At 73.3% G+C, this 26070-nt stretch carries 23 protein-coding genes; 13 read left to right on the top strand and 10 right to left on the bottom strand.

The genetic code is table 11. From position 1 onward, the window contains the following. Window positions 1-50 precede the first annotated feature (50 nt). Entirely contained in the window at window positions 51-767 is a 717-nt protein-coding gene (locus M1P99_RS26070; RefSeq protein ID WP_304455227.1) for a nuclear transport factor 2 family protein, read from the bottom strand. Window positions 768-981: 214 nt separating this feature from the next. Between M1P99_RS26070 and M1P99_RS26065 the strand changes: the two genes are divergently transcribed. Both M1P99_RS26065 and M1P99_RS26060 read left to right on the top strand, forming a co-directional pair. Continuing rightward, entirely contained in the window at window positions 982-1935 is a 954-nt protein-coding gene (locus tag M1P99_RS26065) for an oxygenase MpaB family protein (protein WP_304455226.1), read from the top strand. Window positions 1936-2047: 112 nt separating this feature from the next. Continuing rightward, complete coding sequence (locus tag M1P99_RS26060) at window positions 2048-2593, top strand: GNAT family N-acetyltransferase (RefSeq protein ID WP_304455225.1); 546 nt, start codon at window positions 2048-2050, stop codon at window positions 2591-2593. An 84-nt stretch (window positions 2594-2677) separates the two neighbouring features. On the opposite strand, the gene M1P99_RS26055 is transcribed toward M1P99_RS26060, so the two are convergent. Next, window positions 2678-3565 (bottom strand): hypothetical protein, encoded by an 888-nt coding sequence (locus M1P99_RS26055; RefSeq protein WP_304455224.1) that lies wholly within the window; start codon window positions 3563-3565, stop codon window positions 2678-2680. Between the two features lie 290 nt (window positions 3566-3855). Between M1P99_RS26055 and M1P99_RS26050 the strand changes: the two genes are divergently transcribed. Next, entirely contained in the window at window positions 3856-5346 is a 1491-nt protein-coding gene (locus tag M1P99_RS26050) for an aminopeptidase P family protein (RefSeq protein ID WP_304455223.1), read from the top strand. Between the two features lie 306 nt (window positions 5347-5652). Here M1P99_RS26050 and M1P99_RS26045 read toward each other — a convergent pair whose 3' ends face one another. Together M1P99_RS26045 and M1P99_RS26040 are read right to left on the bottom strand one after the other, a co-directional pair. Beyond that, a complete protein-coding gene (locus M1P99_RS26045; protein ID WP_304455222.1) occupies window positions 5653-7257 on the bottom strand; it encodes a BCCT family transporter in 1605 nt (534 codons plus the stop codon). A 413-nt stretch (window positions 7258-7670) separates the two neighbouring features. Next, entirely contained in the window at window positions 7671-8129 is a 459-nt protein-coding gene (locus tag M1P99_RS26040) for a TetR/AcrR family transcriptional regulator (RefSeq protein WP_304455221.1), read from the bottom strand. Between M1P99_RS26040 and M1P99_RS26035 the strand changes: the two genes are divergently transcribed. Further along, window positions 8085-8687, top strand: coding sequence for a cytochrome P450 (locus tag M1P99_RS26035; RefSeq protein ID WP_304455220.1), 603 nt, complete (start codon window positions 8085-8087; stop codon window positions 8685-8687). The genes M1P99_RS26040 and M1P99_RS26035 overlap by 45 nt on opposite strands. A 35-nt stretch (window positions 8688-8722) precedes the next feature. Here M1P99_RS26035 and M1P99_RS26030 read toward each other — a convergent pair whose 3' ends face one another. Further along, the gene (locus tag M1P99_RS26030) at window positions 8723-9142 is read right to left on the bottom strand and encodes a hypothetical protein (RefSeq protein WP_304455219.1); all 420 of its coding nucleotides are present in this window, start codon (window positions 9140-9142) and stop codon (window positions 8723-8725) included. A gap of 272 nt (window positions 9143-9414) precedes the next feature. Here M1P99_RS26030 and M1P99_RS26025 point away from each other — a divergent pair, with 272 nt between their 5' ends. From M1P99_RS26025 to M1P99_RS25990, 8 genes are all read left to right on the top strand, one after another. Next, window positions 9415-10842, top strand: coding sequence for an ABC transporter substrate-binding protein (locus tag M1P99_RS26025; RefSeq protein ID WP_369696589.1), 1428 nt, complete (start codon window positions 9415-9417; stop codon window positions 10840-10842). Continuing rightward, window positions 10839-12626: an ABC transporter permease subunit gene (locus M1P99_RS26020; RefSeq protein WP_304455217.1), complete on the top strand. Its 1788-nt coding sequence runs from the start codon at window positions 10839-10841 to the stop codon at window positions 12624-12626. The genes M1P99_RS26025 and M1P99_RS26020 overlap by 4 nt, the downstream gene beginning before the upstream one ends. Further along, a complete protein-coding gene (locus tag M1P99_RS26015; RefSeq protein WP_304455216.1) occupies window positions 12623-13636 on the top strand; it encodes an ABC transporter ATP-binding protein in 1014 nt (337 codons plus the stop codon). Before M1P99_RS26020 ends, M1P99_RS26015 begins: the two co-directional genes overlap by 4 nt. 44 nt (window positions 13637-13680) lie before the next feature. Next, entirely contained in the window at window positions 13681-14499 is an 819-nt protein-coding gene (locus M1P99_RS26010) for an ABC transporter ATP-binding protein (protein WP_304455215.1), read from the top strand. After that, entirely contained in the window at window positions 14496-15755 is a 1260-nt protein-coding gene (locus M1P99_RS26005; RefSeq protein WP_304455214.1) for an MFS transporter, read from the top strand. Before M1P99_RS26010 ends, M1P99_RS26005 begins: the two co-directional genes overlap by 4 nt. Before the next feature lie 114 nt (window positions 15756-15869). Then, on the top strand, window positions 15870-17030 hold the full coding sequence (locus tag M1P99_RS26000) for a transposase (protein WP_304455213.1): 1161 nt from the start codon (window positions 15870-15872) through the stop codon (window positions 17028-17030). A gap of 410 nt (window positions 17031-17440) precedes the next feature. Further along, window positions 17441-18463 (top strand): 4-hydroxythreonine-4-phosphate dehydrogenase PdxA, encoded by a 1023-nt coding sequence (gene pdxA / locus M1P99_RS25995; protein WP_304455212.1) that lies wholly within the window; start codon window positions 17441-17443, stop codon window positions 18461-18463. A 38-nt stretch (window positions 18464-18501) separates the two neighbouring features. Further along, window positions 18502-19122 (top strand): maleylpyruvate isomerase family mycothiol-dependent enzyme, encoded by a 621-nt coding sequence (locus M1P99_RS25990; RefSeq protein ID WP_304455211.1) that lies wholly within the window; start codon window positions 18502-18504, stop codon window positions 19120-19122. A 49-nt stretch (window positions 19123-19171) separates the two neighbouring features. On the opposite strand, the gene M1P99_RS25985 is transcribed toward M1P99_RS25990, so the two are convergent. From M1P99_RS25985 to M1P99_RS25975, 3 genes are all read right to left on the bottom strand, one after another. After that, the gene (locus M1P99_RS25985) at window positions 19172-20809 is read right to left on the bottom strand and encodes a glycoside hydrolase family 10 protein (protein ID WP_304455210.1); all 1638 of its coding nucleotides are present in this window, start codon (window positions 20807-20809) and stop codon (window positions 19172-19174) included. Between the two features lie 188 nt (window positions 20810-20997). Continuing rightward, window positions 20998-21492, bottom strand: a complete 495-nt coding sequence (locus M1P99_RS25980) for a metallophosphoesterase (protein WP_304455209.1) — start codon at window positions 21490-21492, stop codon at window positions 20998-21000. A 90-nt stretch (window positions 21493-21582) separates the two neighbouring features. Beyond that, window positions 21583-22479: a universal stress protein gene (locus tag M1P99_RS25975; protein WP_304455208.1), complete on the bottom strand. Its 897-nt coding sequence runs from the start codon at window positions 22477-22479 to the stop codon at window positions 21583-21585. A gap of 483 nt (window positions 22480-22962) precedes the next feature. Here M1P99_RS25975 and M1P99_RS25970 point away from each other — a divergent pair, with 483 nt between their 5' ends. Next, on the top strand, window positions 22963-23898 hold the full coding sequence (locus tag M1P99_RS25970) for a TauD/TfdA family dioxygenase (protein WP_304455207.1): 936 nt from the start codon (window positions 22963-22965) through the stop codon (window positions 23896-23898). Between the two features lie 17 nt (window positions 23899-23915). Here M1P99_RS25970 and M1P99_RS25965 read toward each other — a convergent pair whose 3' ends face one another. After that, on the bottom strand, window positions 23916-24998 hold the full coding sequence (locus M1P99_RS25965) for an IS630 family transposase (RefSeq protein ID WP_304454452.1): 1083 nt from the start codon (window positions 24996-24998) through the stop codon (window positions 23916-23918). Window positions 24999-25063: 65 nt separating this feature from the next. Then, on the bottom strand, window positions 25064-25963 hold the full coding sequence (locus M1P99_RS25960; RefSeq protein WP_304455206.1) for a hypothetical protein: 900 nt from the start codon (window positions 25961-25963) through the stop codon (window positions 25064-25066). Window positions 25964-26070 lie beyond the last annotated feature (107 nt).

Below are 26070 nucleotides of genomic sequence, written 5' to 3'. Positions count from 1 at the left end.
ACGCGCACGGCGTCGGAGGTCTGTCGCTCGGTCGCGCCCGCGGCGCGGTCCTACTCCCCGACACCCCAGTCGAGGATGACGCAGGGCTCGTCGCCGACCACCCAGGCGTCGTGCCCGGGAGGGATGAACGCGGTCTGCCCGGCCGTGGCCTCCAGCTCGGAACCGTCGGACATGCGGCAGCAGATCGTCCCGGAGACGATGTAGGCCCGGTGGGTCTTCATGCACGTGTCGGTGCCCTGGATCGGCTGGGCGTGCTCGGACCAGCGCCAGCCGGGCTGCAGGGTCATGCGGGCGACCGCGCGGCCGCCGATCTGTACCAGGTCGGCGTGCCCCTTCTCGTAGTCGTCGGTGTCGTCGGGCATCCCGAAGTCACCGACCTGCATGGCACGTCCGGCGTCGTCGTCCCAGGCCTGGATGGTGGACTGGTGCCTGATGCGCCCGTCGCTCAGGTCGAGCATCGTCATGCTCATGACCCTGGTGTCGTCGGGGTAGGTACAGCGCTCGGTGTAGGCCACGTGCTGGCCGTCGGAGATGACGTTGACGACCTCGTGGGTCATCTCGCGAGCGGAGATGTCGCGCACCACCGGGGCGATCGCGTCCCGGCCGTGCAGGACGGTCGGGTGGCTCGGCGGGGTGCGGCGGTCGATCATCTCGAAGTCGGCGTCGTCGGCGAACATCGAGACCATGGTGTCGGCGTCCTTGTTCTCCACGGCACGGGTGTAGCGCGTCAGGTCGAACGGGCCTGAGCTCTCGGAACGGGTCGTCATGGTGGCGCTCCTTCCAGTGGCAGACCGCCCCACGGCCGGGCGGCCTCCTTCCCAGGGTGCTCCCGCCGCGGGCCAGGGTTCGGCCAAGAAAGGGTTATGACTTGGGCCGACACCACCACTGGCACCCCAAGGCAGGGCAGGCGCGGGCGGTCGTATCGTGGGAAACGGAGTCCCCTCGTCCGCGCGTGCCCGCGCCACCCAGGATGGAGACCGGATGCAGCCGACCGTCGCCGACCCGGAGAGCGTCACCTGGAAGATCCACCTGGACCGGTCGATGTGGGTCGCCGGAGTGCGGGCCCTCATGCTCCAGGCCCTGCACCCCGTCGCGATGCGGGGCGTGTGGCAGCTGTCGGACTTTCGCACCGATCCCACGGGCCGCCTGCTGCGCACCGCCCATTTCGTGGCCGTGACCACCTACGGCAGCCCCGCCGAGGCCGACGCTCTGGGCGAGCGGGTGCGGCGCGTGCACCGGGCGCTGTCCTTCACCGACCCGGCCACCGGCCGCCGACACCGCGTCGACGAGCGGGACCTGCTGGTGTGGGTGCACTGCGCGGAGGTCTCCTCCTACCTGGAGACCACCTATCGGGCGGGTGTACCGCTCACCTCCCGTGAGCGGGACCGCTACGTCGAGGAACAGGCGCGCACCGCCGGCTACGTCGGACTCGACGCCACCGACGTTCCGCGCAGCGTGCCCGACCTGCGCCGCTACCTGACCCGGATGCGCCCGCGGCTGCGCGTCACCCCGGAGGCGCGCCAGGCCGTGCGCTTCCTGCTGTGGCCCAAGGTGCCCGACCGCCTCGCCTGGCTGGCGCCGTTCAAACCGCTGTGGTTCCCGGTCGGCGCACTGTCCTACGCCACCCTGCCGGGGTGGGCACGCCGGGCCTACGGCGTGCTGCCGGAGGCGCCCGGCGGCGACGCGGCCGCCACCGCGTCGCTGCGCGCCCTGCGGTCGACCCTGAACCGGGTCCCGGAGCGCTACTACAACCTGCTCTTCGACGAGGCCACCGTCCGCAGCGCCGACGAGGCCAGGGAGCGCCTGCTGGCCGCCGGCTACGAGGTCGCAGGCGGGTTCCGCGCCCTGCGCGCCCGCACGGTGTTCCGCCCGCCGCGTGTGCGGCAAGACTCCTCGCCGGGCGTTCCACCGCCCCGCGCTCCCGTCGAGGCGTGAGCCGCTCGGGTGTGAGACCGACCTCTCCCGCGCCACCGCCGCCGACCTCCGCGCGCCGGACATAGGATGCCGGGCGACGAAGTGACCGGGCGGCACGGAAGAGGGCGGCACAGTGGCACACACCGGCGCCGAAGGGGCCGAGGCGACAGGGGCCGCACGCGCGGATGAGATCCGCGTGCTGCGGGTGCACCACGACGATCCCCGGGTCCAGGGCCTGCTCGACGGGCTGCTGGCGGAGTACACCGAGCGCTACGGCGCCGAGGGCGCGGCGAACGAGCTGGCGATGTATCCGGTGTCGGAGTTCGCCGCTCCGCACGGCCGGGTGGTGCTGGCCGAGCTCGATGGGCGCATCGTGGCCGGCGGTGCCGTGCGCCCCTACCGGCAGGGCCGCACGGCCATGGCCGAGACCGCGGAGTTCAAGCGCGTGTGGACCAGCGCGGACCACCGGCGGCGCGGGTTGGCGCGCCGGGTGATGGCGTCCCTGGAGGAGGCCGCCCGCGACCTGGGGTACAGGCGCGCGCTGTTGTTCACCGGCCCGGCCCAGCCGGAGGCGGTGGCCCTGTACGAGCGGATCGGCTACACCGCCCTCGACCCGGCCGAACTCGAGGAGCTGCCGCACCGCTCGTCCCTGCCGTTCGCCCGCGACCTGCGGCGCTGACCCGGGGGGTGCCGCCCGCCCGCCGGGCCCGACCCGGGCCGCGCTCTGGGCCGCGCTCTGGGCCCGGGGCATGGTCCGGGCCCATCACCCGTCGCCGGGCGGGGTCCCGCCCCCGCCGGGCGCACCGCCTCCACCACCGCTGGTGGCGGACTCCTCCGGGGTGATGCCCACGGTCACCGACAGGGTGTAGCCGTTCTCGGGCGTGCCCTCGGTGACCGGGACGGGGGAGACGACCATGCTGTCGGGGTCCCCCTCGGTCCGCTGCGCCTCCCGGTACACCTGGTCCTCCTCGACCGGCGTCAGTTCCAGCACGTGCTCGGAGTAGGGCTCGCGCTCGGCGATCTCGGCACAGAAGGCGTCGGCGAACAGCAGCTGGCCGGTGTGTACCGTGGTGCCGCCCTCGTAGGTGGTGTCGGCCTCGCCCCCGGTGTGCACCTTCAGGTGGATGTGCGTCACCCGCGGGCCGTACCAGCCCGGGACGACGGTGCTGAAGCGGGCCGTGCCGTCGGCGTCCACCATCCGGATGCCGCGGAGGAAGGACATCTCGTCGCCCTCGCCGTCCTCGTCGGGGACCTGCCCGCCGGGGCGGGCGTCGGTGTGGCCGGAGTAGTACCCCCAGGCGTCGCAGTGCCAGATCTCCACCGCCACCGCGTCCTCGGTCATCGGCGTGCACCCGTTGGAGTAGTCGACCACCGTGATCGCCATCGCCAGGGGGAAGCCCTGCTTTCCCTCGGTGATGTCCTCGCGCATGAGTTGTCCGTCGAGGTAGTAGGGCCCCTCGGTCACCTCAGGGGAGAGCACGCACACGCCCTCGCCGCCGTCGGCGGCCGGGCCCGACTCCGTGCCGCTCGCCCCGTTCCCGGCGCCGGAGGCCGAACAACCCGCCAGGGCCGTCCCCGCCACCAGGGCTCCGCCGCCCGCGAGGGCGTGCCGCCGGGTGACCGGTGCGCCCTGGAACCTCGTGTCCGTCATGAGTCCCGCCTGTCCGTGCTCGCTCTGCCGTCGGCCGGTGAGCCGACCATGGACTCCACTGTGCCTAACGCGGGTCAATGACATGTTGGAATCGGACGAGAGCCGCGTGTGAGCCGGCGCGCTGGGCCGGGCGCCGCTGTCCGGTCCCGGCGGGAGGGGGCGACCGGGACGGGGGTTATGGGGGCCGCTATGCCCGCGCCGAGGCCATGGGCGCCGCTGTTTCCGTACGATGGTGGCACCGGCCGTGACCAGCGGTCATCCATGATCGACCCGATGAGGAGTGTGCCCAGGTGAGCGAGCAGCAGCGCCCGGAGGCAGAGACGGACGCGCCCGTGTTCAGTCCACGCAAGAACGGGCAGGCGCAGTCGGTCTCCGACGAGCTCGCCGCGTGGATGCGTACCGGGTGGGCCGACACCGAGCGGCGCGACCTGGAACCGATCGAGCAGGCCGAGCACACCGCGCGGCGCCGGGCCCGTCTCAGCGCCGCCTTCCCCGGCGAGCGCCTGGTCGTGCCCGCCGGACAGCTGCTCACGCGCTCCAACGACACCGAGTACCCCTTCCGAGCGGCGACGGACTACGCCTACCTCACCGGTGACACCTCCGACGGCGGCTGCCTGGTCTTCACGCCCGACGCCGACGGCGGCCACGACGTCGTGCTCTACCTCAAGCCCCGCTCCAACCGCGACAACGGCGAGTTCTGGCTGGGCGGCTACGGCGAGCTGTGGACCGGCCGCCGCAACAGCCTCTCCGAGGCAGCCGAGCTGCTGGGCGTGGCCACCGCCGACGTGCGCACCCTGCCCGGCGCGCTGCGCTCGGGGGACACGGCGGTGCGCATCGTGCGCGGCCACGACGCCGAGCTCGACGCCATCGTCGACGAGCTGCGCGGGGACGCCGACGAGGAGTCGCGCGCCAAGTCCGCCCAGCTGGACACCGACCTGGGCGTGACCCTGGCCGACCACCGGCTGGTCAAGGACGCCTGGGAGGTCGCCCAGCTGCAGCTGGCGGTCGACGCCACCGTGCGCGGCTTCAACGACGTCGTCACCGCACTGCCGCAGGCCAAGGACACCTCCGAGCGGTTCATCGAGGGCACGTTCTTCCTGCGCGCCCGTGTGGAGGGCAACGACGTCGGCTACGGCACCATCGCCGCCTCCGGCCCCAACGCCACCACCCTGCACTGGACCCGCAACGACGGCCCCGTGCGCGAGGGCGAGCTCCTGCTGCTGGACGCGGGCGTGGAGACCACGACCCTGTACACCGCCGACGTCACGCGCACCATGCCGGTGTCGGGCACCTTCACCGACGTGCAGCGCAAGGTCTACGACCTCGTCCACGCCGCCCAGGAGGCGGGCATCGCCGCGGTCGCCCCCGGTCGCCCGTTCACCGCCTTCCACGAGGCCTCCCAGCGCGTGCTGGCCGAGGGCCTCATCGAGTGGGGCCTGCTGGAGGGCCCGGTGGACCGGGTTCTGGAGCTGGGCCTGCAGCGCCGGTACACCCTGCACGGCACCGGCCACATGCTGGGCATGGACGTGCACGACTGCGCCGTCTCCCGTCAGGAGCTGCACCTGTACGGCGACCTGGAGCCCGGCATGGTGCTCACGGTCGAGCCGGGTCTGTACTTCCAGCCCGACGACCTCACCGTCCCCGAGGAGCTGCGCGGCATCGGCGTGCGCATCGAGGACGACGTGCTGGTGACCGAGCAGGGCCGTACGGTGATGTCGGCCGGCCTGCCGCGTTCGTCGGCCGACGTGGAGTCCTGGCTGGCCGAGCGCCTCCCGCGCTGACCGTCCCAGCGCCGCGGCGGGCCCGCTTCCCTCCGGGGGAGCGGGCCCGCGTCGTGTCGCGGGCCGGATGCCCGGGGGCGGGGAAGGAGCGACTCCATCACCAGCCGCCGGCCTCGGGGTTGTGCAGGGCAGGTGGTCAGAACCCGGAACGGTGGTGGTGCACCGTCCGGGTTCGCTCGCTTCGAAGGCGCCGGCCGGCGGGTTGGACGGTCTCCCGGAGAACGGTGGAACCGTACAGAGAATCTACGTCGTAAAGGTGGCGGGTCGGTTCGATGGCCCGCCCGTGCACGCGGGCGGGCCATCACCTCACGCCTTCGGAGCGCTCGCTCCCACCGTGGTCTCCTCGACCACCGGAGCCACCGCAGCGGGCGCGACGACGATGCCCTGCTCGACGGCCATCTCCCGCAGCAGGCGCGGCGTCGTCCACAGGGTCGGCAGCATGATGAGGCCGACCGGGACCGCGGTGACGACGATGAACGACTGCAGGGCCTGGATGCCGCCGTCGCCCACCAGAAGCAGGGCCACGGCCGCCAGGCCCATGCCCACGCACCAGAACGCGCGGACCAGGCCCGAGGGCTCGCCCTCGTGCATGCTCGACACCGAGATGGCGTAGGACATCGAGTCGAGTGTGGACGCCAGGAAGATCAGGGCCACGAGGATCATGAGCGCGCCCAGCAGCCCCGTCAACGGCAGGGCCTGGATGATCGACAGCGCCGCCGCGGGGAGCCCGTCCTGCTCGTAGGGGCCGGTGATCGTGCCCGGGTCGTTCTGCTCCAGCCAGATGCCGGTGCCGCCCAGCGCCGTGAACCACACCGTGGTCACGACCGTGGGCATCACGGTCGCGCCCACGTAGATGTCGCGCACGGTGCGCCCGCGAGAGATGCGGGCGAAGAAGATCGCCATCATCGGGCCGAAGCCCAGGAACCAGCCGAAGAAGAACAGGGTCCAGTAGCCGACCCACGTCTTGTCCTCCTGGTACAGCGCCATGGGCAGGAACTCCTGGACCTGCACGACCGAAGCCTGGAGGTAGAGGCCGGCGACGAAGGGCAGCGACGCCATGCCCACGATCGCCGTGATGAGGGCCAGGGCCACCCAGACGTTGGCGCGGCTCAGCAGCTGGATGCCGCGGTGGATGCCGCTCAGGACCGACACGGCCGCCACGATGGTCAGGCCGATGATGATCGCCGCGCGCGTGGCGTAGGTGTCCGGCAGGCCGAACAGCTCACCGGCGATGTAGGAGATCTGCAGGCCCAGGAACCCGATCGGGCCCACGGTTCCGGCGACGACCGCGAGCACGCAGCTGACGTCGGCGACCGTCCCGATCCAGTGCGTGCGCACGCGCTCGCCCATCACCGGCCACAGAAGGGTGCGCGGGCGCAGGGGCATGCCCTTCTCGACGCCGCGCATCATGACCAGCGTCGCCAGCGAGCCACCGATGGCCCATCCGATGAAGCCCCAGTGCACGAAACTCTGCGCCATGGCCAGCGCCGCGCCCTCGGCCCCGCCGTCCACCTGGTCGGCGTACTGGGGCGGCGGGGAGGCGTAGTGCGCGATCGGCTCCGCCGCGGCCCAGAACACCCCGCCCGCGGCCAGCAGCGTCGTGGTGATCATCGCGATCCAGGTGAAGCGGCCGAACGCGGGAGCGCCGTCGCCGCCCATCCGGACCCGGCCGTAGCGGGAGAACGCCAGGACCGTGACCACGACGAACGTGGCCAGCATCAGGACCTGCCAGTAGGCGCCGAACCAGCGCGCCGACCAGGTGAAGGCCGCGTCGACCGCGGCGCCCACCGCCCCCGGGGCGGTGAGCGCGGCCAGGACGAACACGGCCATCAGCGCCCCCGACACTCCCATGACCCAGGGATCGATCCGTCGGCCTGGTGCGGACACGCGCGTACGCAGGGTGGAGAACATGTGGTGGAGGAGGCTCCTCGGCTGGAGGCACCGGTCGGGAACACGCCGCGGCCGGTATCGGAAGATCCATGGCCGGAGCACGGCGCGGCACGTGGGTCGGTCCCGCCCGAACCGCCGCGGGCCCCGCCATCGCGCGGTGCGGCCGCGGCATGGAAGAGGATGGGCGCCCAGGGCGGCCCGGTGTCGCCGACTCTGCGGGGCGTCCGGGCCCCAGCGGGGTTCTCCGGCGGCCGACGCGGTGGCGACGCCCCTTCATTGTCGCAGCTCCGGCGCACCCGTTCGCGGTGTCCTCGCCCACACCGCGGCCGCAATGGAGGCGGCGCCCCCTGGTTGCGGGACCGTGGCCGACCGCGCGTGAGCGGAAACACCACCGGGTGTGCGGGCCGGGGGCGCGGGCCGGTGCGAGGCGCGGATCAGTGCGACGCGCGGGCGGCGTCGATGACGCCGTGGACCGCCGCGCCGATGCGGGCGGCCGCCTGGTCGGGGTCGGGGCGGCCGGCGTCCAGCCACGCGATGGCGCCTTCGATGGCCACGGTGAAGACCATGCGCGCGGCCCAGCGCGCCCAGGCCGGGTCGGGGACGACCTCGCGCAACTGGCGCAGCGCCAGCTGGGTGGAGGCATGGGTCAGATGGTCGGTGAAGTCGCGGAACTCCGGTTCGCGCGCGGAGTGCTGGAACAGCAGTCGGAAACCGTCGGGGTCCTCGGCCGCGGCGTCGAGGAAGTCGGGGAGACTCCGGTCGGTGAAGTGCGCGGTGCCCACGCGCTCGTCCATGCGGGCGCGGGCGTGGTCCAGAGCCGCCCGGTACATCTCGTTCTTGGACTCGAAGTGCCGGTAGAGCAGCACGCGGCTGATGCCGGCCTCCAGAGCCACGTCGTCGAGGCTGGTGTCGACGTAGCCGGTGCGGGCGAAGGCACGTGTGGCCGCCTCCTGCTCTTCGCCGGGCACGAGACCACCGTCGCGCAGATCGGCCTCGGTGTCCTGGGCCTGCTCGCCGACCGCGGCCAGTACCGGGCGCTGGTCGCCGATTCGGGCCTGGTGCCCGGGGCGGCGGAGGAGATCCTACGCGCGCCGCGCAAGGGCGGCGACGGGGTTCCGCGCTACGCCCGTGTGGACTTCGAGATCGCCGGGGTCGCCATCGCCGCTGGTGACCTGGTGCTCTGCGACCTCGGTTCGGCCAACCACGACCCGGCCGCCTTCACCGAGCCCGACCGTCTGGACGTCACCCGCAACGCCGGCGCGCACCTGGCCTTCGGGCAGGGGAAGCGCTACTGCCTCGGCGCGCCCCTGGCCCGGATCGAACTGCGCGCCGTGCTGGACCGGCTCACACGGCGCCTGCCCGAGCTGCGCCTGGCCGCGGCCGTCGAGGAGCTCTCCGCACGCCGGGACGTCCTCACCGGAGGGCTGACAGCGCTGCCGGTGACCTGGTGAGCGGGCCGCGTCCGGCCGCCGCCCGGCCGGGGTGCTCAGCCGCGGTCGGGGCCGTCCAGCAGCAGGGTCAGTCCCGCACCGAGCATGAACGAGTCCTTGGCCATGCCGATGCCGTCGGGCGTGGGGCGCAGGCTGCCCTCGCGGCGCAGGCCCGGGGTGCGCAGGTACACGCCCAGCAGACCCGCGGAGAACGCGGTCAGCCCGGCGCCGGCCAGGCGGCTGGGCACGATCGGCAGCAGCAGCGCGGCGCCCAGGGCGATCTCCGCGGCCGAGAGCACCTTGACGAAGTCGGCCGGCTCCATCTTGTCGAGGAAGGGGTAGGTCCCCGCGGCCATGCCGTGCAGGCCCTGCGCGGTGTCCTGGTCGGCGTCGCGCTTGTCCCAGCCCGAGTTGAGGATCAACGCTCCCATCGCGAGGCGCAGGGGCAGGTGGTGCGGTTTCAGGGGAAGCTTCATGTCGGCTCCAAGGGCGGTGAGCGCTTCGTCACTGTGGGTGGGAACGATGCTAGCGGGGGAGGGGTGGCGGCCGGTGGCCCCACGCGGGTCGGTGAAGTCCGTCACCCCAGGTCCGGAATGTGAATGAAAACGGTTTTCATATGCTAATTTGAGGCTTCTTCGCGGCAGGGGCCGGTCCGCCCTGCCCTCCCCTTCACATCCCTTGGACGTACCCCGTGCACCACCACAAGGCCCTGCCCGGCGCCGCTCTGGCCTCGGCCGCCGTCCTGCTGATGACCGCCTGCTTCCCCGCGGCCGAGGAGGAGGCCGGTGACGGCCGGATCTCCGTGGCGATGATGCAGCCGCCCAGATCCGGCCTCACCCCGCTCAGCGACGACGCCTTCAAGCTCTCCCGCTGGAGCACCGCCGAGACCCTCGTCAACCTCGACGGGGCCGGCGATCCCCAGCCCGGCCTGGCCACCGACTGGACCCAGGTCGACGCCACCACGTGGACCTTCACCGTGCGCGAGGGCGTCACCTTCCACGACGGCACCGAGCTGACCGCCGGTACCGTCGCCGCGGCCCTGTCCTACGCCGCGCAGGCCGCGCCCAAGCCGCGCATCCTCGACGGTGTGGACCTGGACGTCAGCGCGGAGGGCGACACCCTCACCGTCACCACCGCCGACGAGGACCCCCTGGTCCCGCAGCGGCTCTCCTCCCCCCAGCTGTCGATCCTCGCCGAGAGCGCCTACGACGGCGACGCCGTCGACCCCGTCGGCACCGGCAGCGGCCCCTTCGAGATCGTCGAGGTCAACGGCACCACCTCCGCCCGCCTGGACCGCTTCGACGACTACTGGGGCGAACCCGCCCAGGCCGCCGGCATCGACGTCAGCTTCGTGCCCGACGGCACCGCGCGGGCCGCGGCCCTGCGCACCGGCGAAGCCGACATCGTCGAGTCCGTGCCCACCTCCCAGGCCGCCCTCCTGGACGAGGGCACCGTCACCGAGGTCCCCATGCCGCGGACCAACACGCTCTACCTCAACACCGAGCAGGGCCCCTTCACCGACCACGGGACCCGCGCCGCGGTCCGCGAGGCCATCGACGCCCAGGCCCTGGTCGACGGCGTCTACGAAGGACGCGCCGACGTCGCCGAAGGGCTCCTGGGCCCGGCCATCCCCTGGGCCGCCGAACGGCCCGAGCGCACCGGCGCCGTCGAGGCCACCGACCCCGACGGCACCGCCATCACCCTGGCGACCTTCACCGACCGCGCGGAGCTGCCCGAGGTCGCCACCGTCCTCGAACAGCAGCTGGAGGACGCCGGGTTCGAGGTCGAACAGGTCGTGCGCGAGTACGCCAACATCGAGGAGGACGCCCTGGCCGGGGAGTTCGACGCCTTCATCCTCTCCCGCGCCACCGTCCTGGACTCCGGCGACCCCGCCGCCTACATGACCAGTGACTTCTCCTGCGACGGCTCCTTCAACATCGCCCAGCTGTGCGACGAGGACGTCGACACGGCCCTGGAGGAGGCCGAGCGCACCCCGGCCGGCGACGAGCGGCGCGCGGCGATCCTGGCCGCCGAGGCCGCGATCCTGGACACCGACGCCGCCCTGCCGATGCTGCACGAGCGCGTCCTGCAGGGCGACGCCACCGACGTCGTCGACTCCGCCAAGGACCCGCGCGAGCGCCTCCTCGTCACCCCGCAGACCCACCTGGACCGATGAGCCCCACCGCACCGCCCCGGCGGCGCCCCGCACGGGCCCGCCGGGCCGCACCCCTGCTGACGCGCCTGGCCGCGCTCGCCCTCATCACGGTCGTCGTCGGCCTGCTGCCCTGGCTCTCGGGCCGCGACCCCGCCCTGTCCCTGCTGCGAGCCCGCTCCGCCGAGCAGGAGCCCACCCCGGAGGCGCTCGACGCCATCCGCGACGAACTCGGACTCGCCGACGGACCCGCCGCGCTCCTCGGCTCCTGGTTCGCCGGCCTGCTCCGCGGCGACCTGGGCGCCTCCTGGATCTCGGGCGCACCCGTCCTGCCGTCCGTGCTCTCGGCCACCGGTGTGTCCCTGACGGTCATGGCCGCGGCCCTGGCCGTCGCGCTGCCCGTGGCCGCCGCGCTGTGCGCGCCCACCCTGGTCCGGGGCGCCCGCGGCACCCTGCGCCCCGGAGGGTCGGGCACCGGCGCCACCGCGGCCGCGCTCACCGCCCTGCCCGAGTTCCTCATCGCCATCGTGCTCATGCTCGTGTTCGCGGTGTGGTGGGGCTGGCTGCCCCCCTACGGCTGGAGCGGACCCGAACACCTGATCCTGCCGGCCCTGGCCCTGGGCATCCCGGGCGGCGGACTCCTCGGGCGGCTCGTCGACGACGCCCTGCCCGCCGTGTTCGCCGAACGCTGGGTCGGGCTGTGGACCGCATCGGGCTGCTCCCCGGGCCAGATCGCCGCTGCGGCGCTGCGCCGCGCCACCCCCGCCCTCGTCCCGCAACTCGGCATGGTCGCCGTCGGCCTGACCGGGGGAGCGGTCGCCGTGGAGACCATCTTCACCGTGCCCGGCATCGGCCGCACCGCCCTGGGCGCCGCCCAGGCCCAGGACCTGCCCGTACTCCAGGGGGCCGTCCTGGCCCTGGTCCTGCTCGGGACCCTCGCCGGCGTGCTGGCCCAGGCCGTGCACCGCCGCCTCCTCGGCCCCGGCCTGCGCGACGCCGCCCTGTCCCTGGCCCCGCCGCCCACCGCGCCCGCCGGACCCCTGCGCCGGGCCGTGCCGGCCGTGTGTGCGGCCCTGCTGCTCACCGTCACCGCGTGGGGCCTGACCCGCGACGCCCTGACCGTGACCGTGGCCGACCGCCTACAGCCGCCCTCCTGGGCGCACCCGCTGGGCACCGACGCCGTGGGGCGCGACATCCTGGCCCGTCTCGGGCACGGCGCCGTGTCCACCGTCGGCGTCGCCGCGCTCGTGTGCGCGGTCAGCCTCGCGATCGCGCTCGCGGTGGGCTTCTGGCCCTCCCTGGCCTCCGGTGCCGCCGAGGCCGCCAACGCCCTGCCCCCGGTGATCGCGGGCATCCTCGTGGTCGCCGTCCTGGGCCCCGGCACCTTCGGCGCCTCGGTCGCCATCGCCCTGGTCTCCTGGCCGCCGCTGGCAGCGCACGCCGCCGCGCTGGTCCAGCAGACCCGCGCCGCGGGCTACCTCAGCGCCCAGAGGGCCATCGGCGCCGACCCCCGCTGGATCCTGTGGCACCACGTGCTGCCCTCGGTCGCCGGCCCCGTCGCCCGCCACGCCGTCCTGCGCCTGCCCGCCATCGCCCTGGCCCTGGCCTCCCTCGGCTTTCTCGGCCTGGGCGCACAGCCGCCCTCGGCCGAATGGGGGCTGAGCCTGTCGGAGTCCCTGGTCTACGTCGAACGCGCGCCCCTGGCCGCCCTGGCCCCGACCACCATGCTCCTGCTCCTGGCCGCCTTCGCGGTCTCCCTGTCGACCCTGCCCGCACGGGCCCACACCCAGCGAGGACGGACACCGTGAACGAGCCCCTGCTCTCGGTCCGCGACCTGCGCGTCACCCTGGCGGGCGAGCGCGGCGGCGCGCTGCCCGTCGTGCGCGGGCTGTCCTTCGACGTCCGCGCCGGCGAGGCGCTCGCGCTCATCGGCGAGTCCGGCGCCGGCAAGTCGATGGCGGCCCGCGCCGTCCTGGGCACCGCCCCCCACGGCGCCACCGTCACCGGCAGTGTGCGCCTGGGCGACCGGGAACTCCTCGGAGCCCGGCCCCGCGCCCTGCGCGCCGTCCGCGGGCGCCGCGTCGCGCTCATCCCCCAGGACGCGCTCTCGGTCCTGAGCCCCATGCACACCGTGGGCGGACAACTCGTCCGGGCCCTGCGCTCGAACCGGCGCCTGAGCCGGGCGCGGGCCCGCGAACACGCGGTGGCCGCCCTGGACCGGGTCGGCATCCCCGACGCCGCGCGGCGCGCCCGCGCCTACCCGCACGAGTTCTCCGGCGGCATGCGCCAGCGCGCGGTCATCGCCATGGCGACGGTCAACGAACCCGAGGTCGTCTTCGCCGACGAACCCACCACCGCCCTGGACCCCCGGACCAGCGGGGTCGTCCTGGACCTGCTGGCGGACCTGCGCCGACGGACCGGGGCGGCGCTCGTGCTCATCACCCACGACCTCGCGGCCGTCCACGGCCACGCCGACCGGGTCGTGGTCGCCTACGCCGGCCGCCACGTCGAGTCCGGACCCGCCGACCGGGTCCTGACCGCGCCCCGGGCCCCCTACACGGCCGGACTCGTCGCCGCCGTCCCCCCGGAGGACGCGGCCGACCGCCGCCTGCCCGCCATCGGCGGATCACCGCCCTCCCCCTCCGACCTGCCGGAGGGCTGCGCGTTCGCTCCGCGCTGCCCACTGGCCGACGCGCACTGCCGGGCCACCGCACCCGACCCCGTCGCCACCGGGGGGCCCGGCCACCTGGTCTCCTGCCACCGGTGGCAGGATGTTCCGGTCCCCGCGCACGCCCTGTTCTCCCGGGCCGCCCCATGAGCGCCCGACCGAACCGCCCCGCACCGTCCCCGGAAGGCCCCGCCATGGACGACGACCAGCCGCTGCTGCGAGTCCGCGACCTGGTCGTGCGCTACTCCGGAGCCGACCGGGAACCGGCCGCCCCGGCCGTGGACGGCGTCTCCTTCGACCTGCGCTCCGGGCACACCCTGGCCCTGATCGGCGAGTCGGGGTCCGGCAAGTCCAGTACGGCCGCCGCCGTCACCGGCCTGCTCCGCCCCGAGTCCGGCTCGGTCCGCTTCCGGGGACGGGAGCTGACCACCCTGCCCGAGCGCGAACTGCGCGCGCTGCGCCCCGCCCTGCAGCCGGTCTTCCAGGACCCCTACGGCTCGCTCAGCCCGCGCATGCGCGTGCGCCAGGCCGTCGCCGAACCGCTGCGCGTCCAGGGCCGCTGGGACCGCGCCACCGGACCCGCCCGGGTCGAGGCCCTGCTCGAACGCGTGGGCCTGGATCCGGCCCTGGGGTCGCGGCTGCCGCACGAGCTGTCCGGGGGCCAGTGCCAGCGCGTGGGCATCGCCCGCGCACTGGCCTGCGAGCCCGAGGTCCTGGTCCTGGACGAACCCGTCTCGGCGCTGGACGCCTCCGTGCGCGCCGGTGTGCTCAACCTGCTGACCGAACTCCAGGACGACCTGGGCCTGGGCTACCTCTTCATCTGCCACGACCTCGCCCTGGTCCGGCACGTCGCCCACGACGCCCACGTCCTGCGCGAGGGACGGATCGTGGAGTCGGGGCCCGCGCGCCGCGTCTGCACCGCGCCCGGCCACCCCTACACGCGCGCACTGGTGGCGGCCGCACCCGTGAGGGCCCCGGGCCCCGGCCGCGGGCCGGTCGCGAGCGCGCCATGACCGCCACGGACCTCCGCGGCCGCGGGGCGGCGCGCGAGCTGCGCGGCCTCGGCGTCCTCACCTGGCTCCTGGTGGGGTCGCAGGCGGCCTTCAACGTCGGCTTCTTCATGGTCCTGCCCTACCTGGCCGCCCACCTGTCGGGCACGATCGGCCTCGCCGGATGGCTGGTCGGCCTGGTCCTGGGCCTGCGCACCTTCAGTCAGCAGGGACTGTTCGTCGTCGGCGGCGCGCTCACCGACCGGTGCGGTCCGCGCCCGGTCGTGCTGGCCGGGTGCGTGCTGCGCGTGGCCGGGTTCGCCTGGCTCGCCGTGGCCGAGGGCACGGGGGCGATCATCGCCGCGGTGCTGCTCATCGGGTTCGCCGCCGCACTGTTCTCCCCGGCGGTGGAGACCGAGGTCGCGCGCCAGGCCGTGCGCCACGAACAGGCCACCGGGACCCCGCGCACCCGCGTGCTCGCGCTGTTCTCGGTCGCCGGGCAGGCGGGCACGCTGGTCGGCCCGCCCCTGGGCGCGCTCCTGCTGCTCGGCGGCTTCGCGACCGCGTGCCTGGCGGGGGCGGCGGTCTTCACCGCCGTGCTGGCCGCCCACCTGCGGTGGATGCCGCGCGGCGCGCCCGGCGGCGCGCCCGCGGGGGAGCGGACCCGAACGGGGGAGGGCGTGCGCGCACTGCTCGCCCACCGCCCCTTCCTGCTGCTGTGCCTGGCCTACAGCGGATACCTGCTGGCCTACAACCAGCTCTACCTGGCCCTGCCCGCGGAGGTGGAGCGCGCGACCGGCGCCCAGGCCGCGCTGGGCTGGCTGCTGGCGTGGGGGTCGCTGCTCTACGTCCTCGTGCAGATGCCCGTGCTGCGCTGGATCGGCGACCGCCTGCCGCGGCGTACGGTCCTGCGCGTCGGCCTGCTGCTCCTGGCCCTGGGATTCGCCGCCGCGGCCGCGCTCATGCCCGCCACCGCGGTCGGCGGCCTGCTGCCCTCGGCGGTGTTCGTCACCGCCCTGACCCTCGGCCAGGTGTTGATCGTGCCCACCGTCCGGGCGTGGGTCCCCGACCTCGTCGACGGTGCCCGGCTCGGCCTGTTCACCGGCGCGCTCTCCTCCGTGTCGGGCCTGGCCGTGCTGCTGGGCAGCATCCCCGCCGGCGCGCTGGTGGACCGGGGCGGTCCGGCGTCCTGGCTGTTCATGTCCGCCGTCCCGCTGGCCGGGGCCGCCTGCGTGCCCCGCGAGGGCTCGCCGTCCGTGAGTGGCGGCGGACGGCCGTGAACGAGGCCAGGACCCAGGGTCGGGAGCGCCCAGGGCTGGGTCAGTCGCTTGTCTTGGTCTGTCGTTGGTCGCCGATAGCGTCGGTGTCTGCTTGGGTCAGGGGGACGAGTTTTCATGCTGGTCGGCCGCAAGTACGTCACTCACCTGTCCCCTGAACAGGAGGCTCAGGCCGAGGGGTTCGGTGACGCGTGCCGGTGGGTGTGGAACGCCGCCCTCGAACAGCGTCGGGAAGCGAACCGGTGGTGGAAGCGCTACGGCGAAGCCTGGATCCACCCCTACCCCGGCTTCGCCGTCCAAGCCCGCCAACTGTCCGGGGTGCGCGCCGAGGCAGACTGGCTCAGGGCCGCGCCCTCCCACGTCCTCCAGCAGACGTTGCGGGACCTGGACAGAGCCTGCCGAGAGCACGGGACCAACGCAGTCAGGTGGCGGTCCAAGCACCGGTGGAATCCGTCGTTCCGGTTCCCCGACCCCGCACAGATCACCGTGGAGAAGGTCAACCGCCGGTGGGGTCGGGTGAAGCTCCCCAAACTCGGATGGATCCGGTTCCGCCGCACCCGCGATCTCGGGGGCGCGGTGCGGAACGTCACCGTCTCCTACCGGTCGGGGAAGTGGTACGTCACCTTCTGCGTGGATGACGGTCTCCCCCAAGCCCAACCCAACGGAAAACCGGACGTCGGTGTGGACCGGGGCGTCGTCGTCGCGGCGGCGACCTCGCAGGGGCGGCTGCACGACCGGGCGTTCACCACCGCCAAGGAAGAAGAACGCCTGGTCCGGCTCCAACGAGCCAAGGCCCGGCAGGTGAAGGGGTCGGCGAACTGGCACCGGACCAAGGCCAGGATCGCCCGCATCCACGCGCGCCGCGCGAGGAGGCGGGCGGATTTCAACGCCAAGCTCGCCGAGCACCTCACCCGCCACCACGGGACGGTCGTGCTGGAGGAGTTGAGAGTCGCCGACATGGCCCGCTCCGCCAAAGGCGCCGTCGAGCAGCCTGGGAAACGAGTCCGTCAGAAGGCTGGGTTGAACCGGGCGATCCTCGCCAAGGGGTGGGGTGACCTCGCTCGGCGGTGTGAATACAAGGCCAGGGTCCATGGATCACGCCTGGTCCGTGTCAATCCCGCGTACACGTCGCAGGAGTGCAACCGGTGCGGGGAGGTGGACGCGAAGTCACGCGAGAGTCAAGCGGTCTTCGCGTGCGTCTCCTGTGGGCACACCGAGCACGCCGACGTGCACGCGGCCAAGAACGTCCTTCAACGCGGCAGGACAGCAGGGTCCTGAGCCCAGTGCCGTGTCAGCTTGTGGAGACCTCTCGAAGAAGTCGGTGAAGCAGGAACCAGCGGCCCCGCGAGGGGTACCGCGCCAACTGGCATCGCCTGGTTGGAATCCCGGTCCCTTCAACCGGGGGGAAGTCAAGGCGCATGGGCGGCTCCCGCTGTCTGACCGCTGAGTTGCCTGGCGCCCCCACCTAACGGCGGAGGGTGCCCGGCACACGTCCGCGCGGGGAACGGCACCACCGTGCGAGCGCACGCGCGCGGGCTCCGTCTCCGTGCCCCACGGCCCGGCCACCGCCGGAAAGGAAGAGGATGGCTCCAACGGAACGGTCGGCGGGCTCCCTCAACGGACACGGACCCGTCGGCGTGCTCGCAGACCATGCCCGGCTCCGGGCAGGGAAACAGGAGGCAGAGAGTATGACCGAACGCCCGATCCTGGCCCTCACCGTCGGCGACCCCGTCGGTATCGGCCCGGAGATCACCGTGCGCACGCTCGCGGAGGCCGCCGCGACCGCCCCGGCCCGCGGGGTGGTGGTGGCCGACCCCGCGGTCCTGCGCAGGGCGGTGGCGGTCCTGGGCCTGGACACGCACGTGCGCGCGGTGGGCTCCTGGGACCTGCCCCACGAGCAGGACGGCGTCATCGACTGCCTGGACATCGACGCGCTCGGCACGACCGAGCTCGCGTGGGGCGTGGTCGACGCGCGGGCGGGCGCCGCCGCGGTCCGCGCGATCGAGGTCGCCACCGGGGCCGCCATGGCCGGCCGCGTCGCCGGGATCGTCACCGGGCCCATCAACAAGGAGGCGATCTGGGCCGCGGGCAGCCCCCACCTGGGGCACACCGAGATGCTGGGCGCGCTGACCGGGGCCACCCGGCAGAGCACGATGTTCGTGGTGCGCGGCAAGAAGATCTTCTTCGCGACCCGGCACGTGTCGCTGCGCGGGGCCCTGGACCGTATCGACGCCGACCAGCAGGTCGATGCCATCTCCGAGGCGCTGACGGCCCTGAGGGTCTTCGGCCACGACGAACCCACCCTGGCGGTCGCGGCGATCAACCCGCACGGGGGAGAGAACGGCGCCTTCGGCGACGAGGAGATCCGCCACCTGGCCCCGGCGGTCGAGCGGATGCGCGCCACCGGCGCCGACGTGGTCGGCCCGGTCCCGGCCGACTCGGTCTTCCACCGCCTGCTCACCGGCCACTACGACGGTGTCCTGTCGCAGTACCACGACCAGGGCCACATCGCGGCCAAGACCTACGACTTCGACGGCACGGTCTCGGTGACCGTGGGCCTGCCGATCCTGCGGACCTCGGTCGACCACGGCACGGCCTTCGACATCGCGGGCCGGGGTCTGGCCGACCACGGCACGATGCGCTCGGCCTTCCTGCACGGCGCCGAGTTCGCGCGCTTCGCGGACCGGATCCGGCGCGAGTACGCGCGCTGAGGCGTGGTTCCGTCCGTGCCGCTCCGTAGGCTCGCACCATGAACCCACTCTGGAAGACGGTGCACGCCGAACGGGCGGCGCTGGCCGCCGACCTCGCCGGACTCGACGACCAACGGTGGCGCACCCCCTCGCTGTGCGAGGGGCTCACCGTCCGCGAGGTCCTGGCGCACATGACCGCGGGGGCGAGCCTCGACCCGTGGCGTTGGATGGCCGGGGTGATCCGCTGCCGGTTCGACTTCGACCGCCAGGTGGCGATGCGACTGGCCGAGCACCTGGGCGACACCCCGCGCGAGACGCTGGAGCGCTTCGAGCGGGTCGTCACCAGCACGACCTCGCCCCCGGGGCCGGTCGTGACGTGGCTCGGTGAGACCCTCGTGCACGCCCAGGACATCCGTCGGCCGCTGGGGATCGAACACGACGTCCCGATCGAGGTCCTGACACGGGTGGCGGAGTACCACCGGGGGAGCGACCTGGTGGTCCTGGCCAAGGGCCGGATCGGCGGCCTGCGCCTGACCGCGACCGACGGTCCCTTCGCGACCGGGTCGGGCCCCGAGGTCAAGGGCCCGACCCTGGCGCTGATCATGGCGATGACCGGTCGCTCGGCCTACTGCGACGACCTCACCGGCGAGGGCGTGGCCGAACTGCGCGGCCGCTGCTGAGCGTGGCCCGGCAGCGGCCGCGGGCGGGCCCCGTGGCCCTCGGGCCGGGTCAGGGCGTGTGGCGGGGGTTCCCGGGCGGGCTCTCGTGGTGCAGCCGGTCCAGGGCGGTCGCGTAGTAGGTCCGCTCGCCCTCGTGGGCCGGGGCGGTGAACACCGCGGGGCGGTCCCCGTCTGCGCGCACGGTGCCGAGCAGGTGGCGCGGGTCCTCGATCCGGCACGGCACCGAGCCCGGGTCCGGCGGACCGTCGATCGCGTACACCGCGTAGTAGGCGGGCTCCTCGCCCGGCCGGGGTCGGATCGTCAGGCGGGTGCCGTCCTCGCCGTGCTCGGCCCGCGAGACCACGGGCGCCGCGGGCGCGGAACCGCCCAGGTCCGCCTTGACCGGGATGAGGGCGGGGTGCGCGTAGTGCTCGGCCACCACCGCGTCCATCGCCGTCCTGGCGTTGGTGCGCAGCGACGTCGCGCTGAAGTACACGTCGCCGTCCACGCCGGGGTGGTCCCGGTTGAACTCCAGGTGCCGGGCCAGCTCCGCCGGATCGGACCAGGCGCCGTCGTTGCCCGCCTTGTAGGCGGCCTGTCCGATGTAGAGCTGGACGTCGGTGTCGGCGACGACGTCCTCCCACCAGGGCACGAGGACCGCGTAGTCGGCCACGGGCAGGCCGATCTCCCAGTAGACCTGCGGGTTGATGTAGTCCACCCACCCCTGGGCCACCCACCGGCGGCTGTCGGCGTAGATGCCGTCGTAGGACTCGAACCCGTTGGTGTCCGAGCCCGCCGGGTCGCTGCCGGCGTTGCGCCAGATCCCGAACGGGCTGACCCCGAACTTCACGTGCGGCTTCGCGTCGTGGACGGCCTCGTCCATCTCCCGGACCAGGCGGTCGACGTTCTCGCGCCGCCAGTCGCCGATGTCGTCGGAACCGCCGCCGTACTCGTCGAAGGTGTCCTGGTCGGGGATCTCCTGCCCGGCCACGGGATAGGGGTAGAAGTAGTCGTCGAAGTGCACGCCGTCCAGGTCGTAGTTCTCGACCGCGTCCATCATCGCCTCGACGACGAAGGCACGGACCTCGGGCACGCCCGGGTCGTAGTAGAGGCGTCCGCCGTAGTCGAAGACCCAGTCCGGGTGGAGCCGGGCGGGGTGGTCCTCGGCCAGCCGCGAGGGGTCGTCGTGCATGGCCACGCGGTAGGGGTTGAACCAGCCGTGGAACTCCAGGTTGCGCTCGTGCGCCTCGGCCACGGCGAACGCCAGCGGGTCGTAGCCGGGGTCGCGTCCCTGCTCGCCGGTCAGCCACTCCGACCACGGCTCGTGGGGCGAGGGCCAGAACGCGTCGGCGGTCGGCCGGATCTGCACGAACACCGCGTTGAGGCCGTCGTCCCGGGCCTGGTCGTAGAGCTCGGTGAGCTCGGCGCGCTGCTGTTCGGCCGTGAGCCCCGCTCGGCTCGGCCAGTCGATGTTGTACACCCCGGCGATCCACTCCGCCCGCAGCTGCCGTTTGGGCGGGGCCTGGTCGTCGACCCGGCAGGGCAGCGGCACGGGTTCCTCGGGGACGGCCGCCGCCGAGGCGGCGGCGTGCGGTGTGTGCAGCAGGCACAGCGCGACCGCGGCGGCCAGCGCGCCGCGGCAGGCGGTGGTACGGGGGATCCGGACGGCTCCGCGGCTCGCGGGGCGGGTCCGGCGTGCGTACGCCAAGATGGCTCCTTCCGGCCTCCGTCGCACCGGTCGGTCCGCGATCCCGTGACCGGGGCGGCACCGTGTGCGACTGTCAGCATGAGCGTAGAAGAAAACCTTCACGATCGGGAGCCGCAAGGCAAGTCCTCGCCGCCGGATTGGTGCGACCGTGACCTCGGAGGCGCCTGAGGAGGGCGGGGCGCCTCCGGTCAGGGCAGCTCGTGCAGCCGGACCTCGCGCACCTCGCCTTCGGCGGCCTCCAGCGTCATGTACGTGTGGTGCGGCTGACGGCGCCGGTCGGTGGGCGAGCCGGGATTGAGCAGCCGCAGGCCCGAGGGCGTGCGGGTGTCCCAGGGGATGTGGGAGTGCCCGAACACCAGCACGTCGCTGCCGCCGAAGCGCCGCTCGCACCGCTTCTCCCGGCCGCGGGTCGCCCCGGTCTCGTGCACGACGGCGAAGCGCACCCCGCCGAGCGTGGCGCGGGCGACCTCGGGCAGCCGCGCGCGCAGCTCCGGCCCGTCGTTGTTGCCGTACACGGCGACCAGGCGGCGGGCCCGGGCCGCCAGGCGGTCCAGGCTCTCGGCGTCGCACCAGTCGCCCGCGTGCACGACCACGTCGGCGCGGTCGACCTCCTCCCAGACCGGTGGGGGGAGGTCGCGGGCACGGCGGGGGATGTGGGTGTCGGACAGCAGGAGCACGCGCATGGGGGCAGGATAGTCCGGGTGGCCCGGGTCCCGCCCCGACCGCCGCACCCGGCCGAGGTCCCTGCCGGCCGGGAGCGTCCGGCGCGGCCGTCAGTCCCGCGGTGCCCGGACGACCGCCACGGGCCGGGTCGAGTGCGTGAGTACGGCATGGCTCACCGAGCCGAGCAGCATCCCGGCGAACCCGCCGTGGCCGCGCGATCCCACCACGAGCAGGTCGGCCTCCTCGGCCTCGCCGATCAACTCCTGGGCGGCGTGCCCGGCGGCCACGACCTCCGTCACCCGCACCTGCGGGTGGAGTTCGCGGCCCGGCGCGGTGGCGTCGGCGAGCAACTGGTGGGCGATCTCCTGAGCGGCCGCGCGTTCGGTCTCGGAGGGCCCGCGGTAGGCGGCCTTCGCCAGCGGTCCGGTGAACAGGCTCGGCGGATCGTCGCAGACCATGATGGCGGACAGGGTGGCGTCGTGGTCCTCGGCCACGGTGAAGGCCCAGTCCAGCGCGGCCAGCGAGGCGGGCGAGCCGTCCACGGCCACCGCGACGCGCCCGGACCGGGGTCCGGTCGTGCGTGACGGGACCACGACCACGGGGCAGGCGGCCGCCGTCGCGAGCTGCATCCCGGTGGAACCGAGCACCGCCGATCCCAGGGTTCCCAGGCCCCGCGACCCCAGGACCAGGACCTCGGCCTCCTTCGCCTGCGTCAGCAGGACCGGGACGGGGTCGCCGTCGACGTAGACGGGGTCGATCGCCACCTCGGGCGTGCGCGCCTCGACCCGCTGCCGCGCGTCCTCCAGGATGCGGCGGGCGAATTCGTCGGGGTCGAACCCCGGAGCGCCCATGGCCGCGACGCGGCGCATCGGCCACTCGAAGGCGTAGACGACGCGCAGCCGCCGGTCCCGGATCCCGGCCTCGTCGGCCGCCCAGTCCAGTGCCCGCAGGCTCTGTTCGGTCCCGTCCACCGCGGCCACCACCGGCCGCGCCGATCCCTCGCTCAAGGAGTCCTCCCCATCACCGATCTCCACCTGAACCTCACGCTAGGCACACCGCGGCGCGGGCGCCCGGGTACGACGCACCTTCTCCTCGCACGATCGCCCACCGGATCCGGGACCAACGGCACTGGCCGGACGGCCCGCCCACGGGCCGTGTGCGGCTGCCTTGACACACGGGGCCGTCCTGCACCACGCTCACAGTCATGGACGCCCTCAGTACGCCCCCGACCGCCGCCCGGTCGGCGCGGGCCGACAGAGCGCGCCGCGGAACCCCGGGACTCATCCTGCGGCGCGGACGCCTGGGCTCCCCTCCCCGCGGCTGAGCCGCGTCCCCTCCCTCGCGGCGCCGACACCGTCCCGCCGCGATCCACGTGTGCCCCGACGGTGCCCCGCCTGTCCTCTCTCCGGCCCAGCCGTGCCCTCGGGCACCCCGACCGGAGGTCCCCGGCGCGTACGCGCGCCCATCCACCCAACGGAAAGGCCACACCCATGACCGCGACCATCGACACCGCCTCGAAGCGGCTGCGCGCGAGCGCGGCCGTCGACGACGCCCTCGTCGAGGGACCGCGCCGTCTGCGACGGCTCCCCGCGGGCGCCGTGTCCCGGCCCTACGAGCTCTTCGCGGTCCGTCCCCTCGGCCCCCTCATCGGCGCGGAGATCCACGGCGTCGACCTGCGCGAGCGCATCAGCGAGGAGCAGCGCGCCGAACTGCACCGCGCGCTGCTGGAGTTCAAGGTCGTGTTCTTCCGCGACCAGCCCATCGACTCCCGGCGCCAGCAGGAGATCGCCCGCATGTGGGGCGAGCTGGAGACCAACCCCTTCATCGACCGGGGCGAGGACGCCCACGTCGCCCGCTTCGCCAAGGGCGCGCTGCCGCCCAGCTACGAGAACGTCTGGCACACCGACGTCACCTGGCGCGAGGAGCCCGCCATGGGCGCGATCCTGCGCCTGGTCGAGGTGCCGCCGATGGGCGGGGACACCCTGTGGGCGGACATGGCCGCCGCCTACGACAACCTGCCCGACCACGTCAAGGAGCGCATCGAGGGCCGCACCGCCGTCCACGACGTCATCCCGGGCTTCGCGCGCTTCCTGGACAGCGACCGGCTGCTGGAGTGGCAGGACCGGTTCCCCCCGGTCGAGCACCCCGTGGTGCGCACCCACCCCGAGACCGGCCGCCGGACGCTGTTCGTCAACGTCTCCTTCACGACGCGGATCGTGGGCCTGGACCCGGCCGAGAGCGACGAGATCCTGCGCTTCCTCTTCCAACAGGCGCACGCGCCCGAGTTCCAGGTGCGCTTCTCCTGGCGGCCCGACTCCATCGCGTTCTGGGACAACCGCGCCACCCAGCACTACGCCGTGAACGACTACCACCCCCACCCGCGGGTGGCCGAGCGCGTCGCGATCGTGGGCGACCGGCCCTTCTAGTGTTCTGATTGGTTAGTTCACTTGCTGATGCGTTGGCAGTATGAGGCGATGCTGTCGAGGATCTCCTCTGCGGTCTTGGTCCACACATAGGGTCGGGGATTCTCGTTCCAGGACGCGGCCCAGGCGCGGATGTCCTTCTCCAGGGCCTGGACGCTGCGGTGGGTGCCGCGGCGGATCAGCCGGTTGGTGATCTCGGCGAACCACCGCTCGACCAGGTTCAACCAGGAGGAACTGGTCGGGATGAAGTGCAGGTGGAACCGGGGGTGGCGTAGTAGCCACCTTTGGATCTCGGGGGTCTTGTGCGTGGCGTAGTTGTCCAGGACCAGGTGCACCTGCAGGTCCGCGGGGACCTCGCGGTCGATCTTGGCCAGGAACTTCTTGAACTCGATGGCGCGGTGGCGGCGGTGGATCGAAGTGATCACCTGCCCTGTGGCGGTGTCCAGCGCGGCGAACAGGCTGGTCACCCCGGCACGCACGTAGTCATGGGTGGCCCGCTCGGGGGTGCCGGGCATCATCGGCAGCACCGGCTGGGTGCGGTTGAGCGCCTGGATCTGGGACTTCTCGTCCACGCACAGCGCCACCGCCCGTTCGGGCGGGTCGAGGTAGAGGCCGACGACGTCGCGGACCTTGTCGATGAAGAACGGGTCGGTGGAGATCTTGAACTGTTCCCGCCGGTGGGGCTGCAGGCCGAAGGCGTTCCAGATGCGCCACACCGCGTTCTGGGTCATGCCTGTGTGCTGGGCCATGGAGCGCGTGGACCAGTGGGTGTCAGGGGCGGGTGTGCTCTCCAGGGTGGCGGCCACCACCGCCTCGACCTGGGCGTCGGTGATCGTGCGCGGCCGTCCGGGCCGGGGTTCGTCGGTCAGGCCGTCCAAGCGGTGCGCGATGAAGCGCTGGCGCCACTTGGTCACCGTGGGCGCCGATACTCCTACCTCGCGGCGGACCTGGGCGTTGGACAGGCCTTCGGCGCAGGCGAGCACGATCCGGGCCCGCAGGGCCAGGTCCTGTGCGGTCTTGCGTCGTCTGACCCACCGCTGGAGCTCGGCGCGTTCTTGGTCGCTCAGCTCCAGCGGGGGCAGCTTCGGTCCAGGAGCACTCATCCTGCAACCATAAACGAAATAACCAATCAGAACACTAGATCGTTGATGGGGGTTTGGTGTCCTGGTCAGTGGTCGTAAGCGATCAGGGACCGCTTGACCGGGGCGCCGATCAGCCAGTTGTGCCAGATCGCGGCGTTGAGCGCGCAGATGCGCTGACACACCCTGGCCCACAGGCCTTCGGTGCTGCGTGCGGAGTGCCGCTCCAGCCCGAGCTGGTTCTTCAATGTCCAGATCACCGCCTCGATGCGCTGGCGCAACCAGCCCGGGAACACCTTCACTGCGGGTTTGGGCTCGTCATCGCGCCGGGGCCGGATGAGCACGTGTCCCAGAGCGGCCATCGCGGTCTCGACCCCGGCCCCGGCGAACCCCTTGTCGCACACGATCGGGCACGGGCCGGGCGCCAGGGTCTGGACGTGGGCCAGGTGCAGGGCCTGCTTGCGCTCGTCCAGCTCCTTGGGGTGGGCCAGGCTGAACGCGGCCACGGCCCCGTCCGCAGTCGTGACGAGCATCAGCTTGGCGCCCCAGTAGAAGGCGTGATGGGAGGCATCACGCCCGTAGCCCGCGATCTCGCCCAGGCCCGAGCGGTTCACGGTGACGCGGGAAGCGCCGCAGCGCAGCGGGGTGCCGTCCATCAAACGCAGCCTCTCCCACCAGGTGGGTGTGGCCCGGACCAGCCACAGCGCCGCTTCGAACAGAACCGGGGCCAGGGCGCGCAGGTGGCGGTTGTACTCGGACTGGCCGGGCAGGCGGGGGAAGAGGTGACCGATGCGGGAGTGCGCGGCGCGGATCCAGTGCCGTTCGGAGTCATAGCGCAATAGGACCTGGGCGATGGCCACGCACACGAGTTCGGCGTCGGTGAGCAGCGGGGCCGGGCCGCGCCTGGGTGGTCGTTCGCGTGAAGGCAGGACATGGTCGTCCAGATGGACGTAGAGTGCTGTCAGAAGGGCGTCAAGGTCGGTCGTCACACACTGATCCTCGACGCCCTTCGCTGTGCCCGCAGGAGATTCAGAAAACTCCCATCAACGATCTAGGGCGTGTTCCGCGGGTGCCCCGGCCGGTGCGGCGCGCCCCG

The sequence above is a fragment of the Nocardiopsis sp. YSL2 genome, assembly GCF_030555055.1.
GTDB lineage: Bacteria > Actinomycetota > Actinomycetes > Streptosporangiales > Streptosporangiaceae > Nocardiopsis.
This window is presented reverse-complemented; position numbering and strand designations above follow the sequence as displayed.

Excerpts from the sequence above, each read along its gene's own strand:
- M1P99_RS26025 (WP_369696589.1), top strand. The coding sequence starts at position 9,415 with ATGACCGCCTGCTTCCCCGCGGCCGAGGAGGAGGCCGGTGACGGCCGG.
- M1P99_RS25980 (WP_304455209.1), bottom strand. The coding sequence starts at position 21,492 with ATGCGCGTGCTCCTGCTGTCCGACACCCACATCCCCCGCCGTGCCCGC.
- M1P99_RS26070 (WP_304455227.1), bottom strand. The coding sequence starts at position 767 with ATGACGACCCGTTCCGAGAGCTCAGGCCCGTTCGACCTGACGCGCTAC.
- M1P99_RS26065 (WP_304455226.1), top strand. The coding sequence starts at position 982 with ATGCAGCCGACCGTCGCCGACCCGGAGAGCGTCACCTGGAAGATCCAC.
- M1P99_RS25970 (WP_304455207.1), top strand. The coding sequence starts at position 22,963 with ATGACCGCGACCATCGACACCGCCTCGAAGCGGCTGCGCGCGAGCGCG.
- M1P99_RS26010 (WP_304455215.1), top strand. The coding sequence starts at position 13,681 with ATGGACGACGACCAGCCGCTGCTGCGAGTCCGCGACCTGGTCGTGCGC.
- M1P99_RS26055 (WP_304455224.1), bottom strand. The coding sequence starts at position 3,565 with ATGACGGACACGAGGTTCCAGGGCGCACCGGTCACCCGGCGGCACGCC.
- M1P99_RS25965 (WP_304454452.1), bottom strand. The coding sequence starts at position 24,998 with ATGAGTGCTCCTGGACCGAAGCTGCCCCCGCTGGAGCTGAGCGACCAA.
- pdxA (WP_304455212.1), top strand. The coding sequence starts at position 17,441 with ATGACCGAACGCCCGATCCTGGCCCTCACCGTCGGCGACCCCGTCGGT.
- M1P99_RS26000 (WP_304455213.1), top strand. The coding sequence starts at position 15,870 with ATGCTGGTCGGCCGCAAGTACGTCACTCACCTGTCCCCTGAACAGGAG.
- M1P99_RS26020 (WP_304455217.1), top strand. The coding sequence starts at position 10,839 with ATGAGCCCCACCGCACCGCCCCGGCGGCGCCCCGCACGGGCCCGCCGG.
- M1P99_RS25990 (WP_304455211.1), top strand. The coding sequence starts at position 18,502 with ATGAACCCACTCTGGAAGACGGTGCACGCCGAACGGGCGGCGCTGGCC.
- M1P99_RS26045 (WP_304455222.1), bottom strand. The coding sequence starts at position 7,257 with ATGTTCTCCACCCTGCGTACGCGCGTGTCCGCACCAGGCCGACGGATC.
- M1P99_RS26030 (WP_304455219.1), bottom strand. The coding sequence starts at position 9,142 with ATGAAGCTTCCCCTGAAACCGCACCACCTGCCCCTGCGCCTCGCGATG.
- M1P99_RS26005 (WP_304455214.1), top strand. The coding sequence starts at position 14,496 with ATGACCGCCACGGACCTCCGCGGCCGCGGGGCGGCGCGCGAGCTGCGC.